Below are 17,917 nucleotides of genomic sequence, written 5' to 3'. Positions count from 1 at the left end.
GTCAGTACGCTTCCGGGTCTTCGCCGATGACCGGCGGCGCGACCGGCGCCGCCTGGCCCCAGACGTTCTCCGTTTCCACCAGCCACGCCGGGATCCGCCGCCCGGAGCCCATGTCCCCGCCGCCGCCCATGCCCATCGGCATCATGGGCATCATCGGCATCGCGCCCTTGGCGGCCGCCGCGCCCGCCGCCCCGGCCGCGCCGCCGGCGAGCCCGCTCAGCGCGTTGCCCGCGCCGCCGTCGCCGGCCAGGCCGGAGTGCGCCGACGGCACCTCGCCGGGGCCGGTGAGCCCGCCGCCGCCGATCGGGACACCGGCGCCGCCCCCGCCGAGCGAAGGCGCGTCACCGCCGCCGATCGGGATGCCGCCCCCGGTGCCGCCTTCGACGCCGGCGCCGCCCCCGCCCAGCTTCGTGCCCGGCGGTTCTTCCTTCTTGTCCTTGGGATCCTTGCCGGTCGCCCACGACGGCACCCTCGGCATGATCGAGCCGAACCGGCCGAACGCGGCGGCCGAAGCCGCGGCGAGCCCGGCCGTGAACATGTCGCCGAACAGCGGGTTCGACGTCGGTACGGTCGTCCCCGGCTGCGGTGTGGTCCCGCCGCCGGGCAGCGGGTGCCCGTCGGTGGGGGTGACGACGACGCCGGGACCGGTCATGCCGTTGCCGACGAGCCCCGGCGAACCGGCGCTGCCGGCTCCACCACCGGCAGGCGGGGCCGGGGGCGGCGGCACGGCGTTCGGCGAGGCCGGGATCGACTCCTCCGCGGCGGTGTACTCGCCGGCGAGCTGGGTCATCACGACGATCGCCCGGCCGTGCGCGGACCCGGCGGCGTTCGCGGCGGCCTGCTGCGCTTCGACGTTCGCGATGGCCTGCTGACGCTGCTGCGCCGCGGCCTGCACGACGGCGGGCGAGGCGTCCGGCGGCAGCAGCGGCGGGTTCACCGCGAGCGCGACGTCGGCGGGGGCGACGTCCGGCACCGAAACCGGCGGCGGCATCTCCTTCTTGGCCTTCACCAGCGCGTCGGCGGCGTCGCCGAGCGTCACGTTCATCGCCTCCGCGGTCTGCGCCACCTTCGAGATGCCGTTCGCGAGGTCGATGATCATCCGCTGGTACTGGTCGGCCGCGCCGCCGGTCCAGTGGTCCTTGAACTCGGTCAGCTCCGAGTTGAGGTTGTGGGCCTGCTCGTGCAGGTGCAGCGCGGCGGACTTCCACTTGTCGGCGGCGTGCCGCGCGCTGTTCGGGTCGCCGGCCTGCAGCATCGCGTAGAGCTGCTGGTGGCTGAACGCGGCGAAGTTCGTGTGCGCGGTGTTCGTCATCCCTTGCGGCTCCCGTCCGTGTCTCCGCCGCCCAGCAGACCCAGGACCGGGTCGAGCAGGCCGGTGACGGCGCCCGAGGCGTGCAGGTCCCCGGCCACCGACTGGTCGGCGTGCTGGTAACCGTCGGCGACCGTGGTGGTGACGTCCTGGGCGAACCCGATCGCGCTGCGGACCTGGTCGAGCAGGCCCTGCATCTCCGAGACGGCGGCGCGGTGGGCGTCGGCCAGCGACCCGGCTTCGCCGAACTCGCCGAACAGAAGCGGCTCTTCGCCCAGGGTGAGCAGGAAGTCGTTCGGTTTGGCCATCGCGTGGATCTGGGTTTCCAGCTCCCGCACGAAGTCCTTCAGCGATTCCAGGTGGACGTAGTACGACTGGTCGTGCATCGGGTCCCGGCTCTCTTGTCGCACGGACGCGGAAGGGGAAAGCCGGTCGGCCGGTGCGAGCGGGGGGTTTCCCGCACCGGCCGACCGACGTCTGGGGCGCGGCTCAGCCCGCGAACAGTCCCTGGTTGCGGTTCTCCAGCGACTGCTGGAGGTCGTGCGCCTCGCCGACCTTCCCGCCGAACTGCGCGATGATCGCGACGATGTCCGCGGTGGCCTGGCGCAGGCGCGTCTCCGACTGGCGGGCCGCGTCACCGGCGGAGCTGCCGGAGGCGTACCAGGTCGCGGTGATCGGCTGCAGGTTCTGGTGCAGCTGCTCCAGCTGCGAGGTGAGCGCCTTGGCCTTGGCGGCCAGGGATGCCGAGCTGTGCTGCAGCGCGGCGAAGTTGATTTCGACGACGTCGGCCATGGTGGGCGTCCTCTCGGGTCAGGGGTTGAGGCGGGGGATCACGCCCGAGCCCTCGAGGGAGTTGCCGACCCCCTGGAAGCTCTGGTGGACGTCGGCGTCGCCGCGACCGTAGTTCTGGTGGCTGGTGTGGACGAGCTGCGACATGGTGTCGAGCTCTTTCACGGCCACGGTCATCTTCTCCTGGAGCCGCCGCTGCAGGTCCCAGAACGCCACGGCCTGGTCACCCTTGTAGTTGCGCAGCGCCTCGGTCAGCTCGGACTCCAAGCTGGCCATCGTGGACTTGGCGTTCGTCGCGGTTTCCTCGAAACCCTGGACGGCGCGCGTCATGGCAGCGGAATCTGCCTGGAATCCCGGACTGGACATGGACGGGCCACCTCCTTCCTGAAGCGAATTCCCCTGGCGCGGGTGGTCCGCGCGGTGTGAAAGTCACGCTAGAAAAGAGGCCTGTGTGGTCAAACGGCACAACTGCCGGTCGCGCTGACGGCACTATTACCCACGCGGCCTGAGGTAGGGCGTTCCCCACCCCGGTCCGGTGGTGCGCTCCAGTGCTGCCGCGCCGCCCCCGAGCCAGGCTTGAGGCCATGGCAGACAACGGAAATCCGCTGGTCACGCTGCGGTCGTGGCATCGCCCGCTGGTGGTGCTCGCCGGGGCGATGGGGGTGCTGTGCGCGGTCTCGCTGCTGGGGCTCCTCTTCGATGATCGCACGCTGGTCAACGCCCCGATCTGGCTCAAGCCGGTCAAGTTCGCCGGTTCGATCGGGTTGTACGCGCTGACGCTGGCGTGGCTGCTGACCCACGTGCGCCGCGGCCGTCGCGCCGGTTGGTGGTTCGGCACGGTGTTCGCCGCGGGCATGGGCCTGGACGTCGCGCTGCTGGTGTGGCAGATCGCCGTCCGCGGCCGCACGCTGCACTTCAACAAGGCGACGCCGGCGGACGTCATGATCAACGACCTCGTCGCCGGCGGCGCGTACGCGGCGTGGCTGATGGCCGCCGCCGTCGCCGTCCTGCTGCTGTTCCAGCGCATCCCGGACCGGGCCCTGCGTTCGGCCCTGCGCTGGGGCGCCGCCCTCGCCGTGGTGGGGATGTACGTCGCGACGCTGATGTTTTCGCCGTCGCCGGCCCAGCAGGCGGTGCTCGACGCGAACGGCAGGCCCTCGACGTTCGGCGCGCACTCGGTCGGCGTCGAGGACGGCGGGCCCGGGCTGCCGGTGGTCGGCTGGAGCACGGTCGGCGGGGACCTGCGGATCCCGCACTTCGTGGGCATCCACGCCCTGCAGGTGCTGCCGCTGGTCGCGTTCGGACTGCTCGTGGCGGCCCGCCGGCACCGGGTGCTCGAATCCGACGTCGTCCGACGGCGGCTGGTCCGGACCGCGGGCGCGGGTCACCTGGGGCTGATCGCGCTGCTCACCTGGCAGGCCGAGCGCGGCCAGTCCGTCGTGCACCCGGACTTCCGGACGCTCGCCGCCGCCACCGCCCTGATCGCGGCGGTCGCCGTCGCCGCCACGCTGTCCCTGCGCGGACAGCCCCGCGCCGGTTCTGCCGAAATTCTGAGATCCGCGCGGTAGACCGGGACGCCCCGGCGAAAGGTGAGTCGCGATGGTCCACCCGCAGGCACTGCTGGACGAGCTGGAACGCGCTCCGGAGGTCCCCGCGTTCGAACACGGCTCACGGGTGACCACCCGCGGGGAGCTGCGGGAGCTGATCGGCCGGTGCACCGCGGGCCTGCGGGCGGCCGGGCTGGGACCGGGCGACGGCGTCGGGCTCGCCACCGCCGTCACGCCGGAGGGGTTCGCCGCGCTGATCGCCGTGCACGTGCTCGGTGCCCGCGCGGTGGCGGTGCGGGCCGGGCTGCCGGAGGCGCAGCGGCGGCACGTCCTCGGTGACGTCGCGGCGCTCGTCGCCGACGAACCGGGGGAAGCCGGGGTGCCGGTGCTGCCGGTGCCGCGGCTGCTGTCGGCGGGGTACGCCGAACCGGTGCCGCAGGGACGCCCCGACGACATCGCGACGGTCGTGTTCACCAGCGGCAGCACCGGCGTCCCGAAGGGCGTGGCCTACCGCTACCGCGCGCTGACCGAGGGCCGCGTCTGGCGGCCGCCGGTGCCGGGTTCGGCCCACGAGCGGCTGGGCGCGGGGTTCGGGCGGTACCTGCTGTTCGGGTCGCTGGCCAGCGCGGTGATGGTCGAGCAGCTGGGGGTGTGCCTGTTCGCGGGCGGCACGGCGGTGATCCCCGAGGGCCCGCCGGACTTCCCGGGAGTGCTGCCGCGGCTGGGGATCACGGCGGCGCTGACCACGGTGCCGCGGCTGCACGGGATCCTCGACGTGCTGCGCGGCTCGGACGTCGACCTGAGCGCGCTGCGGAGGCTGATCGTGGCCGGTTCGCCGGTGCCGCCGCACAAGCTCGCCGAGGCGGCCGAGCGGATCGGGCCCGCGATGCACCACGCGTACGGCCAGACCGAGACGGGGATGCTGACGATCTGCCGGGCCGGCGAAGGTTTGGGCTCGGTCGGGAAGGCCTGCGACACAGTGGAAATCTCAGAACGCGACGGCGAGATCTGGGTGCGCACGCCGTCGGCGTTCGCGGGCTACTGGCGTGACGAGGCGGCGACGGCCGAGGTGCTGCGCGACGGCTGGGTGCGCACGCAGGACCTCGGTTTCGTGGACGCCGAGGGCTACCTGCACCTGTCCGGCCGCGCGCGCGACGTGGTGATCGTGAACGCGATCATCCACTACACCGGCCCGATCGAACGGGCGATCGCGGCGCACCCGGACGTCGACCAGGCGTACGTCGTGGCTGTCCCGGACGAGCGAACCGGCGAGGCGGCGCACGCGTTCCTGGTCGCGGCGCCGGGCCGCGAACCCGACCTCGGCGAGGTGCGCAAGGCCGTGGCGGCCGAGCTGGGGGAGGCCGCGGTCCCGGCTCGGTTCAGCTTCGTGGCGTCGGTTCCGGTGGCGCCGTCGGGGAAACCGGACAAGGCGGCGCTGCGAGCGTCCCTTGTGGACTGACCACGTGCCGCGTGCCGGCCGCCGTGGCGGCCGGCACGCGGTGGTGGTTCGTCAGACGCCGGCCGTGGTGCGGATCCAGCTGCGGCTCGACGCGATGCTCGCGTAGTTCTGCGTGCCCTGCGGGTTCGAACCGGAGTTGCTGCCCGTCGAGCACACCCCGACCTGGACGCCGTTGGAGAGCTGCGGGCCCCCCGAATCGCCGTGCCACGCCGAGCCGTTGACACCCCGGCTGGCGATCGCCGTGCCGCCGTAGGCGTCCGAGCTCAGGCCCGTCACGCGCACGTTGGCGGTCTTGAGGGTGCTCGACGGCGGGCTGGTGCCCTGCGTGCGGCCCCAGCCGTAGATCTGGTTGGTCGAGCCGGTCGGCGGGTTGCCGGTGCCGAGCTTCATGTACGTCGTGTTCACCGCCGTCGTCAGGTGCAGCAGGGCGATGTCGCCGTTCGGCGACGCCTTCTGCTGGTCGACGTCGGCGCTCGTGCCCTGCTGGAGCGCCACGTTGCCGACCTTGACGTTCATGCCCGGGGAGTTCAGGCAGTGCCGGGCGGTAAGCACCCACTGCGGGGCGATGATCGTCCCCGAGCACGCGAAACCGCCGTACGTCGTCACGTTGTCCCAGTAGATCTGGGCGCCCCACGGCGCGGAGGAGACCGTGCTCCCGCCGATGATGTCCTGCTGGGCGTTCGCCACCCCCGCGGAGACCAGACTCAGCGCCGCGGCGGCCGCTCCGACCGCGGCCACAGCCCTCGACATTCGCATGAAAATGCCCTTCGGCCCAGGTGATCCGGATATCCGTCCCAAACGGGACGACCGGGTTCAAAGTAAGAGCCGTGAAGGATTTTCGGAACCTACCGAAGTCGGTAACCCGTCCCCGGGGAGACCGGGGACGACCCGCTGGGCGAAGGCTAGGACTCCACCGGTTTCGTCCACGCCACCTGGACCAGCCCGGTCCCGTGCCGCCGCGACACCAGCGTTCCTCGCCCCGGCGGCTGGGGTGACGGCTTCACGTCCGCCAGCAGTGCCCCTTCGTCCTTCGTGCCCGACATGATCAACCCCGGCGAGCCCAGCTCGCGCAGCCGCTGCAGCACCGGCTCGAACAATGCCCGGCCCGCGCCACCCGAGCCGCGGACGATGACCAGGTGCAGGCCGATGTCCCGGGCCTGGGGCAGGAACTCCAGCAGCGGCTGCAACGGGTTGCGTCCCACCGTGGCCACCAGCTCGTAGTCGTCCACCAGCACGAACAGCTCCGGGCCGCGCCACCACGAGCGGTTCCGCAGCTGCTCCGGTGTCACCGACGGCCCGGGCAGGCGGTTGCGCATCGCCTGCGCGCACTCCGCGATCAGGTCCGTCAGCTTGCCCTCGGCGCCCGCGTACCCCAGCAGGTGCGGCTCCGACACCGCGCCGAGCAGGCCGCGGCGGTAGTCCGCCACGATGATCGCCGCTTCCTCCGGGGTGTACGCCGACGTGATGCCCTGAGCCAGCGCACGCAGCAGCGAACTCTTGCCGGACTCGACGTCGCCGAAGGCCACGAAGTGCGGGTCCGCCGCGAAGTCCAGGTACACCGGGCGCAACGTCGACTCCGCGATGCCCAACGTCACCTGCCGCGAAGGGGCGGGCGCCAGCGTGTCCAAGGGCACCTCCGGCGGCAGCAGCCGGACCTGCGGGGCCCGCGGCCCCCGCCACGCCTCCGAAATCCGCCGCACCAGGTCGACGCCGCCCGCGCCGACCGTCTCCGGGCGCTGGTCGGTGTCGATGCGGGGCAACGCCGCCAGGAAGTGCAGCTTCTCCGCGGTGATGCCGCGGCCCGGGCGGTCGGCCGGGACGTTGGCCGCCACCTTGCGGTCGATCGACGAATCCATCGGGTCGCCCAGGCGCAGCTCGAACCGCGTGCCGATCGCGTCGCGCAGCTGGGCGCGGACGCCGATCCACTGGTTGAGCGAGACGATCACGTGGATGCCGAAGCCGAGCCCGCGCGCGGCCAGCCCGGTGATCTGCTCCTCCAGCTGCTCGTACTCCTGGCGGATCGTGGTCCAGTTGTCCACGAACAGGAACACGTCGCCGAACTCGCGGTCGTCGGTGCTCTCGGTGAACTCCGCACGGCGGGCGCGGAACGCCGCCATCGACTCGATCCCCTGCGCGGCGAAGAACTCCTCGCGCTGCTCCAGCAACGTCGTCAGCTCGGCGACGACCCGGCGGCAGCGCTGCGCGTCACGGCGGGTCGCGTACCCGGACACGTGCGGCAGCCCCGCGATCGGCGCCAGCGCGCCGCCACCCATGTCCAGCACGAACAGCTGGACCTCGGCCGGCGTGTGCGTCAGCGCCAGCATGCCCGCGATGTCCTTCATCAGCGTCGACTTCCCGCTCTGCGGCGCGCCGACGATCAGCGCGTGCCCGGCCGCGCCGGAGAAGTCGGCCCACAGCAGGTCGCGGCGCTGCTCGAACGGCTTGTCCACCAGCGCCACCGGGATCGTCAGCTTGCCGTTGCCACCCCAGCCGAGCGGGCACAGGCCGCGTGCCGCGTCCTCGCCGAGCGGGGGCAGCAGCTGGTCCAGCGTCGGCGGTTCGGCCAGCGGCGGCAGCCAGATCTGGTGCGCGGCCGGGCCGCGGCCCTCCAGGCGCGACAGCATCGCGCCGATGATCGTCTCGCCGGTGCCCTCCTCCGAAGGGGCCGCGGACACCTCGGTCGTCACCGGGATTTCCACCGGGGCCAGGGAAAACGGCAGTACGCCCAGCTCCTGGCCGTCCTCGCGCACGATCGTGCTCCGCGGCGGCAGTTCCCCGGAGACGTAGGCCGCCTTGAGCCGGATCAGCGTTTCGGTGTCGGACTTGAGGTACGCCGAACCCGGCACCGGCGGCAGGTGGTAGGCGTCCGCGACCCCGAGCACGGCCCGGCTTTCCGCCGCGGAGAACGTCCGCAGCCCGATCCGGTACGACAGGTGGGAATCGAGCCCGCGCAGCCGGCCCTCCTCCAGCCGCTGCGAGGCCAGCAGCAGGTGGATGCCGAGCGACCGGCCGAGCCGTCCGATCGCGACGAACAGGTCGATGAACTCCGGGCGCGAGGACAGCAGCTCGCTGAACTCGTCGATGATCACCAGCAGCGACGGCAGCGGCTCGAGCGGCGCGCCGTCCGCGCGGGCCTTCTCGTAGTCGCGCACCGACGCGTAGTTCCCGGCCGCGTGCAGCAGTTCCTGCCGCCGCAGCAGCTCGCCGTTGAGGGCGTCGGCCATGCGGTCGACCAGCGCGAGGTCGTCGGACAGGTTGGTGATGACGGCACACGTGTGCGGCAGCCCGGTCATCCCGGCGAAGGTCGCGCCGCCCTTGAAGTCGATGAGCGCGAGGTTGAGCGTCTCCGACGAGTGCATGACGGCCAGCGCCGTCACCAGCGTCCGCAGCAGCTCGCTCTTGCCGGACCCGGTCGCGCCGATGACCAGGCCGTGCGGGCCCATCCCGCCTTCGGCCGACTCCTTGAGGTCGAGCTCGACCGGACGGCCTTCCGGGTTGACCCCCAGCGGGATCCGCAGCCGGTCGCGGGCCGCGCGCGGTGCCCACGTCACCGTCGTGTCGGTGTCACGCGGGTCGCCGATGCCGAGCAGCCCGGCCAGCCCGAACGTCGCGGACATCGGCTTGTCGCCGACGACCGCGGCGGGCGTGTGCAGCGGCGTCAGCATCCTCGCCAGTGCTTCCGCGGCGCCGCGGTCGAGGACGTCCGGGCGGCCGAGGAAGCCGAGCCGCTGCTCGCCGCCCTCACCGACGACCATGCCGAGCGACTCCGGCGCGGTGTGCAGGCTCAGCAGCTTCTCGGTCGACGACGCCCGCGGGTGGTCCTGGCCGACCTCGAGCACCGTGACGCCGAGCCTGCCGTCCTGGCCGACCAGCCGGGGCTCGCCGTGGGCGTTGCCGCCGTCGACGACGACCACGAGGTGGGGCAGGTCGAGCTCGGCGGCCGCGCGGCGGCTGAACGCGGGCCGTTCGCCGAGGTCGGCGCCCAGCAGCTCGGCCAGCGCGGCCGCGGTGTCGGCGGCCAGCCGCCGCGAGCCGACGGCGTCGGCCGCGCCGGCCGCGGTCGCGTGCGGCAGCCACTTCGCCCATTCCCAGTCGTGCTGCCGGTCCGGTGACACGCACACCGCGATCCGCAGGTCCGCGGGGGAGTGGAAGGTGACGAGCTGGCACAGCAGCGCCCGCACCAGGCCCAGCACGTCCGGCCGCCGTCCGGCCACGGTGACCGCGGCGAACGACCGCAGCGACAGCGCGACCGGCAGGCCGTCGACCGTCGAGTAGGTGCGGATGAAGTGCTTGAGGCTGGTGGAGGACACCGGGTCGAGGTCCTCCAGCGGCACGGTCTGCGGCGCCTTCAGCGGAGTCGCGAGCCGCTGCGGCCCGGTGCCCGCGCGCACCTGCGCGAACTGCGGCTCGGTGCGCCGCCGGTCCCACAGGTTCCCGGACTCGACGTAGGCCCACAGGTCGGCCGGGTCGGGCTGGACGGCGATCATCGCCGCGCGCTGGCCGTCGGCGATGTCGCGGACCTGGGCACGCAGCCCGGAGAGGTACCGCTGGTAGTCCCGGCGTTCCTCGTTGATCTGCGCCTTCTTCGCCATGCCGCCGCGACCCAGGGACATCACGACCATGCCGCCCATGGCACAGATGAAGAGCGCGCCGAAGATGTACGTCATCACGCCGCCGTCGCGTCCGATGTAGACGAACGACATCGCGCCCATGCCGAGCATCATCGGCAGGAACATCATCAGCTGCATCATCCCGCCGGACGAGCTCTTCGGGAGCATCGGCGGCGACTGCAGCACGATCTCGGCGGGGCGCTCGGGCGAGAGGCTCATGTAGCAATGCTCCAGCGGATCGGAGTGGCTCTGACCGGTATTTTGGCCACTTGCCGCCACGCCGCGGTGGGTACTTTTGCCGTCCGCCCGCTTCCGGGGCCGAACTTACGCTCGGCTCAGCAGCCACCCGGAAGGAGACCCATGGCCGGCGAGTACCGGGCTGAGCCCGAGGCGATGCGCTCCGCCGTGGGCAACGTCGGGGGCATCATCGCCCACGGCATCAACGCCGTGGGCGACCTCGAGCGGCTCGTCGTCCAGCCGATGTCGTTCGCGACGTTCGGCAGCGCGGTCGCCGCCGCGAACGCGGCCCTGCACTCCGGCCAGATCACCGCCGTCCGCACGCTGCTGCAGCTGTTGCAGCAGATCAACGGGCTCGTCAAGGCCAGTGCCGACGCCTACCAGGCCGCCGACCGGGACGCGGCCGCCGGCTACGGGGGCGGGCACGCCCCGACGAGCCCCGCGTCGTCGATCTGGGGCAGCTCGCACGCTTCCGAGCTCGCCACCCTGGCCATCAACGACAGCGCGGGCGCTCACGGCGAGCCGTCGTCGGTCGGGAACGTGCTGCGCTACCTGGGGGACGCGCGGCTGGGCAGGCTCGGCGACCACCCGATCACCGACGCCCGCTTCCACGGCGTCGCCGACTTCAACGACTGGCTCGCCGGCGACGCCGACAACCAGGCGCGCGTCGGGCTGATCGAGGTCTACGCGGGCACCGCGCGCACGTTCTCCGACGTGCCCGGCGGGGTGCACAGCGGCGACGTCGTGGTCGTGGAGCCGCTGCTGTTCTCCGACCGCCAGCCGGTCATCGGCGTCGCCGGCGACGGCGGCCGCCTCTACAACCACGGGCTGCTCGACGCCCGCACCGGCGGGCTGGCCAAGGTCAGCGTCTACCGGCCCGCCTCCGTCGTCTGATCGTCCGCCCCTCGAAATTGATGTGAGGACCGATGCTGACTTTCCCGAACTCCAGCGCGATGGACGTGACCGCGTCTTCGGGCGGGCCGATCACCATCCTGCCGCAGATCGTCACCGGCCAGCCGGAGCAGATCGCGAAGCACGTGGTGGACCTGGTCCGCAAGGCCGAGCAGTTCATCAGCATGTACAACGAGCTGACGAAGGCCGCCGACCAGCTGGGCAAGATCTGGTCGGGAGCGGCGAGCGAATCGGCGCTGAAGAAGATCAGCGACTCCCTCGACCAGCTGACGAAGATCATCAACGTCGTCCAGAAGGGTGCCGAGCTCCTCGGCGTCTCCGGCACGCTGATCAAGACCGCGCAGGAGGCCTACCGCGCGGTGGTCTCCGCGGTGAACCCCACGGTCGCCGCGCTGATGTCGAACTGGTGGACCTACGGGGCCGCGGTCGCTTTGTCGACCGCGACCAGTGCGTCGCTGCGGGCGTTCATCACCGCGATCGGCGCGCTGCTCAAGGCGCTCGGCGCGGTGGACCTGGCCCAGCAGGTCACCACGCTCGCGCAGGTCATCGGCGAGATCGAAAAGCTCTTTCACCACGGTTCCGGCAGCTCGGGTGCCACGACGCCGTCGATCGGGAGCACCCCGGTCACCGCGCCGCAGACCCCGCCGCCGGTGGCGAGCCCGTCGGGGCAGCAGGCGGTGGCGGGCGGGAGCGGCGGGGGGATCCCGCAGCAGCCCTCGTTCACTGACTACACCCCGCCCGCGCTCGCCACCGGCGGCGGTTCCAGCGGCACGGCGGCGAACGGGACGGCGAACCCGGCGAACAGCTGGATCCCCGTCGACCACCCGGTGACCGCGCCTTCGGTGCCCGCACCGGCACCCGCACCTTCCGTGCCCGCGCCTTCGGCCGGGCACGCCGACGAGGTCGTCATCCACACCAACCTGACCACCGGTGAGTCCAGGGTGGAGGCTCCGGGCGGCCAGGACTTCGACCTCGACATCGATCTGGACTACAACGGCAAGCACTTCAGCCAGCACGTCGGCTACGACGCGGCCGGGAACTAGCCGGTGGCGGGCTCGGGGGTGGTCGACGCGTCCGGGGTGGTCAGCTCCGTGCTGTCCGGGTACCGGCGTGTCCTCGTCGAGTGCCGCCGGCGCGTCACCGGGGATCCCGGGGCACTCGGCGCCGCCTCGCAGCGGGTCGCCACCCGGGCGTCGGCGGTTTCAAGCCGGGCACGGGAAATCGACGAGTCCGCCAAGACCCTGCACGCGGACTGGGACGGCGACGCCTACACGGCGTTCGCGACGGCCGCGGGCGAACTCGGCGCGGAACTCGCCGACGTGGCCGCGAAGCTCGGTGACCAGGCGAACCGGCTCGGTGCCGCGGCCCGGCTCGTGCAGTCCGCGGAAGCCGCCGTCGGCTCGGTGCTCGCGCAGTTCGACTCCTACGCCGCCCAGCTGACCGCCCAGGCCCGCGCGGTGAACTCCGCTTCGGTCGGCGCGTTCATCCAGGCCGCCCGGCAGCTCGGCGAACAGAGCGTCGCCGCGGCCCGCCAGGTCGTCGACGAGTTCTCCGACGCCCTCGCCGAGCTGTTCCCGCCCGAAGGCGTCGGACGGCTCGAACACGAGCTCGGCAAGTGGGCTCGGGGGCCGCTGCGCTGGCTCAACGGCGAGCCACTGGACGGGCGGAAGCGGCCGCGGACCGTGCCGTCGTGGTTCGGCAACCCGGGCTGGAAGAAGCTCACCTGGGACGGCCTCGAAGGCACGCGCGCGCCGAAGAAGGCGGACACGCCGTTCGGGCAGCCGGAAGCTTCGGGGCTGAGGGAGCAGGTCGGCCGCAACACCGAGATCACCTACTACAAGTTCCAGCACGAGCAGGACGGCTTTGCCCCGGGCTACGACGGGAAGATCACGTCGAAGGGCTGGGACGCCTCCGCGTCCGGGCACGCGGAACTCGCGGCGCTGCACGGCGAGGCCGAAGCCAAGAAGGCGTGGGGCGTCGCCGAAGCCCACGCCAAGGGCACCGTGTTCGCCGGCGGCGAGGTGAGCGCGTCCGGCACGATCGGCGCCCACGGCGTCGGCGCGCACGCAGGAGCTTTCGTCGGCGGGAAGGTCGAGGGCGAGGTCGCCGCGGACGTCGCCGGAATCGGCGTCGGCGCGAACGGCACGCTGCAGTACGGCCTCGGCGCGCAGCTCGACGCCCAGGCCGTCTACGACGCCGGGCACCTCAAGGTGAGCTTCAAGGCGGGGGCGGCGCTCGGGCTCGGCCTCGGTGTCGGCGCGAAGATCGACATCGACCTGCCGAAGCTCGGCCACACGATCGGCGAGTACGGCGGCGCGGCGGCCGACGCCGTCAGCCAGGCGGCCGGTGACGCCGCCGACGCCGTCGGCTCCGCGTGGGACGACGCGGTCGCGTACGTGGGGCTGTGATGACGCTTCCCCTCGACTTCGTCATCCCGGACGGCTGGACCGCCGTCGACCCCGGCGGCTCCGGCGCGGTGTTCGGCGCCGTGCACCCGGTGCCGGGCGAGGAGTTCACGCCGAACATCACGGTCGGCGTCCAGCAGCGGCCGGACGACGCCACGATCGACGCCGTCGCCGCCGAAGCCGTCGAGCGGCTTTCGCGGACGCTGGCCGGGCTCGACGTGCTGAGCCGCCGCGACGTCGGCGACGCGGCCGCGCCCGCCGTCATGCAGCTGCTGCGGCTGCGCACCGGCGAAGGCACCGAGCTGATCCAGACCCAGGTGCACCTGACGGTCCCCGGCGCCGGCCCGGAAGACCGCCTGGTGCTCGAGCTCGCCTGCACGGCCGCACCCGCGGCCGCCCGGCGGCTCGCACCCGGTTTCCAGCGGTTCGTGGCGAGCGTCCACGTCCGCCAGCACGAAGGGAAAGCACAGTGACCGATCCGTACGCGGTGCCCGACATGGACGAACTGCTGGCGCAGGTGCGCAAGCAGACCGAAGAGGTCCAGCGGATCCAGCGCACGGTCGAGGCGATGGAGATCAAGGCGCACTCGCGGCAGAACGAGGTCACCGTCACCCTCCGCGGCGACGGCCGCTTCACCTCGATCGACATCGACCCCCGCGCGATCCGCGAGTACGACGCCCGCAACCTCTCGGAGATCGTGCTGGAGGCGGTGAACGCCGGGCTCCAGAAGCTCGCCGAAGCTTCGAGCGCCAAGTTCGCGCCGGTCATCGCGTCCGCGAAAGACGTGTGATGACCGCTGCTTCGTTGACCGGGACGACGCGGCGGGTCACCGTCGTGACCCCCCGGGCTCGCGTCGACGTCGCCCTGCCGCAGCAGTCGACGTTCGCCGAGCTGGTGCCGCAGCTCGTGCGGCTCGCCGGAGCGTCCGGGCAGGCGTCGGCCGAGCACCCGGGCTGGGTGCTGTCCCGGCTCGGCGGTGCACCACTCGCCTTGGGACTCAGCGTTGCGGCAGCCCAGATCCGGGACGGCGAAGTGCTGCACCTGACCCCGCGGGAGCGCCCGCGGGGTCCGCTGCTGTTCGACGACGTCGTCGACTCGATCGCCAGCGTCGCCGACGCCGACGGCGGCTGGGGCCCGTCGGTGGCGCGACGCTCCGGGTTGGTCGCCGCGGTCGTGCTGCTCCTGGCCGGTGGCCTGCTGGTGCAGGCGGCGGCCTCGGGCAGCGTCCTGGCCCCGATCGGGACGGGGTTGCTGGCCCTGGTGCTGCTGCTCGGCGGCGGCGCGTTGAGCCGCGCCTACGGCGACGCGGAGGCGGGCGCGGCCGGGTCGCTGGCCGGCGTCGGCGTGGCCCTGCTGGCGGGGATGTCGGTGCTGCCACCGCATCCGCTGTTCTCGCTGTCGGCGGGCCCGCTCGCCGCGGGGTTCGCGGCGGTGACGGTGTACGGCGTGCTGGCGGCGGTCTCGGTGGCGGATCGCCTGCCGTGGTTCGTGGCGATCACGGGCGCGGCCGGCTTCGGCGCGCTGACCTGCGGAGTCGTGCTGCTGGCCGGCGTGTCCCCGTGGTCGGCGGCGGCGGTGGCCGCGGTGCTGGGCACGGCGCTGGCGGCGGTGGCGCCGATGCTGGCGTTGCGCCTGGCCCGCCTGCCACTGCCGCGGGTGCCGGACGACATGGCGGCGTTCCGCGCGGACGAGCAGCCGTCGCTGGGCACGGAGATGATCGGCCGGACGTCCCACGCGCAGGCGGTGCTGACCGGGGTGCTGGTGGCACTGGGCACGGTGGTGCTGGCCGGTTCCGTCGTGCTTTCGTCGGGCGGGCCGTGGGAAGCGGGCCTGGCCGGCCTGCTGGGCCTGGCGTGGATCCTGCGGTCGCGGTCGTACGCGGGCCGGGCACAGCGGCTGGTCCTGATCGGGTTCGGCGTCCCGGCGCTGGTGTGCGCCGGAGTGTGGCTGGTGGCATCGGGCAACCGGACGGCGGTCTTCGCGGCGGGCTGCGCGGTCGTCCTGGCGGCGGTGGTGTGCCTGGTGTACGCGACGCGGGTGGCGCGCGGGCTGCGTTCGCCGTACTGGTCACGGCTGCTGGACGTGACGGAGTTCCTGGTGCTGCTGTCGCTGGTGCCGGTGGTGGCGATGATCGCGGGGGTGTACGAAGCCGTCCGCGGCTGAGCGTCGACATATTCGACGATCAGGTGGCTTGACCGCGCTGCGCGGACCCTGTTAAGACTGTTTTGGGAGCGCTCCCAGGGATGATCGCAGTCGACTCCGGGGAGATGCCGTGTCAGCACGTCGAGACCAGTCCGAAATCGCGGGTTCGCCGCTGGTGCGCCGGCGGACGTTGCTGGTGGCGGGCGCCGCACTGCCGGTGCTGGCGGCCGGGACACCGGCCGTGGCGGCCACCGCCGTGGTCGTCGAGCCGTCGAACGTGCAGCAGACCATCCTGGGCTTCGGCGGGATGAACCACACCGTCTGGATCAGCGATCTCACCGCCGCTCAGCGCGAGACGGCGTTCGGCAACGGGACGGGGCAGCTGGGGTTCACCGTGCTGCGCATCCCCGTCCACGAGGACCGCGCCAACTGGAGCCGCGAGGTCGCCACGGCACGGCGGGCGAGTGAGCTCGGGGCCAAGGTCATCGCCTCGCCGTGGAACCCGCCCGCCTCGATGACCGAAAGCTTCTCCGGCGGCAAGCGGCTGCGGTACAACGCCTACGGCGCCTATGCGCAGCACCTGAACGACTTCACCGCGTTCATGGCGAACAACGGGGTGAACCTGTACGGGATTTCGGTCCAGAACGAGCCGGACTACGCACAGGAATGGACGGCGTGGACCGCCGGCGAAATCGTCCGGTTCCTGCGCGAGAACGCGGGCACGATCCGCACCCGGGTCATCGCGCCCGAGTCGTTCCAGTACCGCAAGAACCTCTCCGATCCCATCCTCAACGACGCCGCCGCGCTGGCGAACGTGGACATCATCGGCGCGCACCTCTACGGCACCCGGCCCGCGGACCTGCCCTACCCGCTCTTCCAGCAGAAGGGCGGCGGAAAAGAGCTGTGGATGACCGAGGTCTACCACCCCAACAGCACCGACTCGGCCGACCTGTGGCCGCAGGCGCTCGACGTCGGCGAGCACATCCACCGCGCGCTGGTGGACGGCCGGTTCCAGACCTACGTGTGGTGGTACATCCGCCGCTCGTACGGTCCGATGCGCGAGGACGGGCAGATCAGCAAGCGCGGTGCCGCCATGGCGCACTTCTCGAAGTGGGTCCGCCCCGGCTACTCGCGGATCACCGCGACCGCGAACCCGCAGGCGAACGTCTACGTCTCGGCGTTCAAGAGCGGAGCCAGGATCGTCATCGTCGCCGTCAACAAGAACACCTCGGCGGCCGACCTGGCGTTCACCATCCGGGACACCGGTTCCGCGACCGCGCCGACCTGGGTGACGACCCAAAGCGCGACCCTCGCGCGCTACAACGACGTCACCCTGTCGAACGGGGCGTTCAACGCGCAGCTGCCTGCCCGCAGCATCAGGACGTTCGTGGTGAACTGAGCCGGTCAGCCGTCCAGCGCGAGCGGGAGGGTGCGGCGCACCCCGTCGCCGTGGCGGCCGTGCAGCGGGACCACCGGCAGGCCGGGCGCGGGAACTCCAGCGCCCGGCCGCGCGCCCACGCGGATCGTCACTTCCGCTTTCTCCCGGCCACCCGCCGTCCGGGTCAGCGTGTACGACGTCGCAGTGAACGCCGCGCCCGGGACCGCCGTGTCCAGCACCCGCGGGGACCGCGTGGTGAAGCACATCTGCGTGGAATCGCCCCACACCCACGACTTCCACCGGTCGGGTGGTCCGGACGCCGCCCCCTGGACGCCCAGTGCCACCCGAAGTTCCTTCGCCAGCTCCCCGGCTTCCAGCACCGTGCTCTGGTACCCGGCCTCCGCCAACGTGCCCATCAAGCTCAACGCCGCCGACGCCGTGCTCCGCAACGCCCCGAGATCGCCGCCACCGCGAGCCAAGGCCGCGATCGGTGCCAGGTCCGGCCGGTACCGCACGGCCAGCCAGCGCACCCGCAGCACCTGGTCACCACGCGGGATCGCCCACGTCAGCAGCTGGGCCGACGCCAGCGGGATGTCCGCACGCGCGTACGCCGAGCGCAGCGCCTCGACCAACGGCCCCGGCGCGCCCGGGCCGGGTGTCAGCCGCACCAGTGCGCTCCAGCCGCCGTCGATCTCCGCGACGCCGAACCGGTTGCCCGCGCGGTCGACGTGCTGGCGGACCTGCACCGGCCCGGCCACGCGCAGCAGCGGATCGGGGCCGTCGCGGCGGGTGTCGTGGCGGCGCAACCGGAACGCCGTCCACGTCAGCGCCCAGCCCGCCGGGTGCCGCCCCGCGAAGCGCACCGACGTCAGCAGCACGAGCAAGCCCGCGATCACGCTGACGCCGATCCGCACCGGCTGCGTGACGCCGTCGACCAGCCACGCGAGCAGCACGGCGATCGCGGCGATCTCCCACAGCGCCGCCTGCAGCGGCCGGATCGGCAGCAGCCACGGCAGCGGCGTGGCTGCGGGCCGCGACGGTGCCGGGCGAACGGCGGTATCGACGGACACGGGCTCCCCTTTCCCCGGAACCCGACGCTACTGCCTCCCCGGATACCGCGTGGGCGTAA

General features: G+C 72.6%; 16 protein-coding genes. 9 read left to right on the top strand and 7 right to left on the bottom strand.

The window, feature by feature from the left end:
- Window position 1: 1 nt before the first annotated feature.
- The 4 genes from ACLJQE_RS31115 to ACLJQE_RS31100 form a co-directional block, all read right to left on the bottom strand.
- Complete coding sequence (locus ACLJQE_RS31115; RefSeq protein ID WP_410643074.1) at window positions 2–1,312, bottom strand: WXG100 family type VII secretion target; 1,311 nt, start codon at window positions 1,310–1,312, stop codon at window positions 2–4.
- The gene (locus ACLJQE_RS31110; RefSeq protein WP_410643073.1) at window positions 1,309–1,695 is read right to left on the bottom strand and encodes a hypothetical protein; all 387 of its coding nucleotides are present in this window, start codon (window positions 1,693–1,695) and stop codon (window positions 1,309–1,311) included. The genes ACLJQE_RS31115 and ACLJQE_RS31110 overlap by 4 nt, the downstream gene beginning before the upstream one ends.
- Window positions 1,696–1,798: 103 nt before the next feature.
- Window positions 1,799–2,101: a hypothetical protein gene (locus ACLJQE_RS31105; protein ID WP_020644701.1), complete on the bottom strand. Its 303-nt coding sequence runs from the start codon at window positions 2,099–2,101 to the stop codon at window positions 1,799–1,801.
- Window positions 2,102–2,119: 18 nt separating this feature from the next.
- Entirely contained in the window at window positions 2,120–2,464 is a 345-nt protein-coding gene (locus tag ACLJQE_RS31100) for a WXG100 family type VII secretion target (protein ID WP_086856673.1), read from the bottom strand.
- 218 nt (window positions 2,465–2,682) lie between these two features.
- Between ACLJQE_RS31100 and ACLJQE_RS31095 the strand changes: the two genes are divergently transcribed.
- The gene (locus ACLJQE_RS31095) at window positions 2,683–3,666 is read left to right on the top strand and encodes a hypothetical protein (RefSeq protein WP_410643072.1); all 984 of its coding nucleotides are present in this window, start codon (window positions 2,683–2,685) and stop codon (window positions 3,664–3,666) included.
- A 31-nt stretch (window positions 3,667–3,697) separates the two neighbouring features.
- The gene (locus ACLJQE_RS31090; protein WP_410643071.1) at window positions 3,698–5,104 is read left to right on the top strand and encodes a class I adenylate-forming enzyme family protein; all 1,407 of its coding nucleotides are present in this window, start codon (window positions 3,698–3,700) and stop codon (window positions 5,102–5,104) included.
- A 51-nt stretch (window positions 5,105–5,155) separates the two neighbouring features.
- On the opposite strand, the gene ACLJQE_RS31085 is transcribed toward ACLJQE_RS31090, so the two are convergent.
- Together ACLJQE_RS31085 and eccCa are read right to left on the bottom strand one after the other, a co-directional pair.
- A complete protein-coding gene (locus ACLJQE_RS31085) occupies window positions 5,156–5,860 on the bottom strand; it encodes a S1 family peptidase (RefSeq protein ID WP_410643070.1) in 705 nt (234 codons plus the stop codon).
- A 146-nt stretch (window positions 5,861–6,006) separates the two neighbouring features.
- Window positions 6,007–9,933, bottom strand: a complete 3,927-nt coding sequence (gene eccCa / locus ACLJQE_RS31080; protein WP_410643069.1) for a type VII secretion protein EccCa — start codon at window positions 9,931–9,933, stop codon at window positions 6,007–6,009.
- A 141-nt stretch (window positions 9,934–10,074) separates the two neighbouring features.
- Between eccCa and ACLJQE_RS31075 the strand changes: the two genes are divergently transcribed.
- The 7 genes from ACLJQE_RS31075 to ACLJQE_RS31045 all read left to right on the top strand — a co-directional run bounded on the left by ACLJQE_RS31075 (window position 10,075) and on the right by ACLJQE_RS31045 (window position 16,809).
- Window positions 10,075–10,845 carry a WXG100 family type VII secretion target gene (locus ACLJQE_RS31075; RefSeq protein ID WP_410643068.1) on the top strand — a complete coding sequence of 257 codons (771 nt, stop codon included), beginning with the start codon at window positions 10,075–10,077 and terminating at the stop codon, window positions 10,843–10,845.
- Between the two features lie 32 nt (window positions 10,846–10,877).
- The gene (locus tag ACLJQE_RS31070) at window positions 10,878–11,906 is read left to right on the top strand and encodes a WXG100 family type VII secretion target (protein ID WP_410643067.1); all 1,029 of its coding nucleotides are present in this window, start codon (window positions 10,878–10,880) and stop codon (window positions 11,904–11,906) included.
- A gap of 3 nt (window positions 11,907–11,909) precedes the next feature.
- Window positions 11,910–13,271 carry a WXG100 family type VII secretion target gene (locus ACLJQE_RS31065; RefSeq protein WP_410643066.1) on the top strand — a complete coding sequence of 454 codons (1,362 nt, stop codon included), beginning with the start codon at window positions 11,910–11,912 and terminating at the stop codon, window positions 13,269–13,271.
- Entirely contained in the window at window positions 13,271–13,741 is a 471-nt protein-coding gene (locus ACLJQE_RS31060; protein ID WP_410643065.1) for a hypothetical protein, read from the top strand. The genes ACLJQE_RS31065 and ACLJQE_RS31060 overlap by 1 nt, the downstream gene beginning before the upstream one ends.
- On the top strand, window positions 13,738–14,058 hold the full coding sequence (locus tag ACLJQE_RS31055) for a YbaB/EbfC family nucleoid-associated protein (protein WP_410643064.1): 321 nt from the start codon (window positions 13,738–13,740) through the stop codon (window positions 14,056–14,058). Before ACLJQE_RS31060 ends, ACLJQE_RS31055 begins: the two co-directional genes overlap by 4 nt.
- On the top strand, window positions 14,058–15,431 hold the full coding sequence (gene eccD / locus ACLJQE_RS31050; RefSeq protein WP_410643063.1) for a type VII secretion integral membrane protein EccD: 1,374 nt from the start codon (window positions 14,058–14,060) through the stop codon (window positions 15,429–15,431). Before ACLJQE_RS31055 ends, eccD begins: the two co-directional genes overlap by 1 nt.
- Before the next feature lie 109 nt (window positions 15,432–15,540).
- Window positions 15,541–16,809 carry a glucuronoxylanase gene (locus tag ACLJQE_RS31045; RefSeq protein ID WP_410643062.1) on the top strand — a complete coding sequence of 423 codons (1,269 nt, stop codon included), beginning with the start codon at window positions 15,541–15,543 and terminating at the stop codon, window positions 16,807–16,809.
- Between the two features lie 5 nt (window positions 16,810–16,814).
- Here the strand turns inward: ACLJQE_RS31045 and ACLJQE_RS31040 are convergent, their stop codons facing one another.
- Complete coding sequence (locus ACLJQE_RS31040; protein WP_410643061.1) at window positions 16,815–17,858, bottom strand: type VII secretion protein EccE; 1,044 nt, start codon at window positions 17,856–17,858, stop codon at window positions 16,815–16,817.
- Window positions 17,859–17,917: the final 59 nt, after the last annotated feature.

Origin of the sequence: Amycolatopsis sp. lyj-346 (assembly GCF_046548975.1) — a bacterium.
Lineage (GTDB): Bacteria > Actinomycetota > Actinomycetes > Mycobacteriales > Pseudonocardiaceae > Amycolatopsis.
The sequence above is the reverse complement of the archived record's forward strand: the minus strand, read 5'-3'. Positions and strand labels throughout refer to the sequence as shown.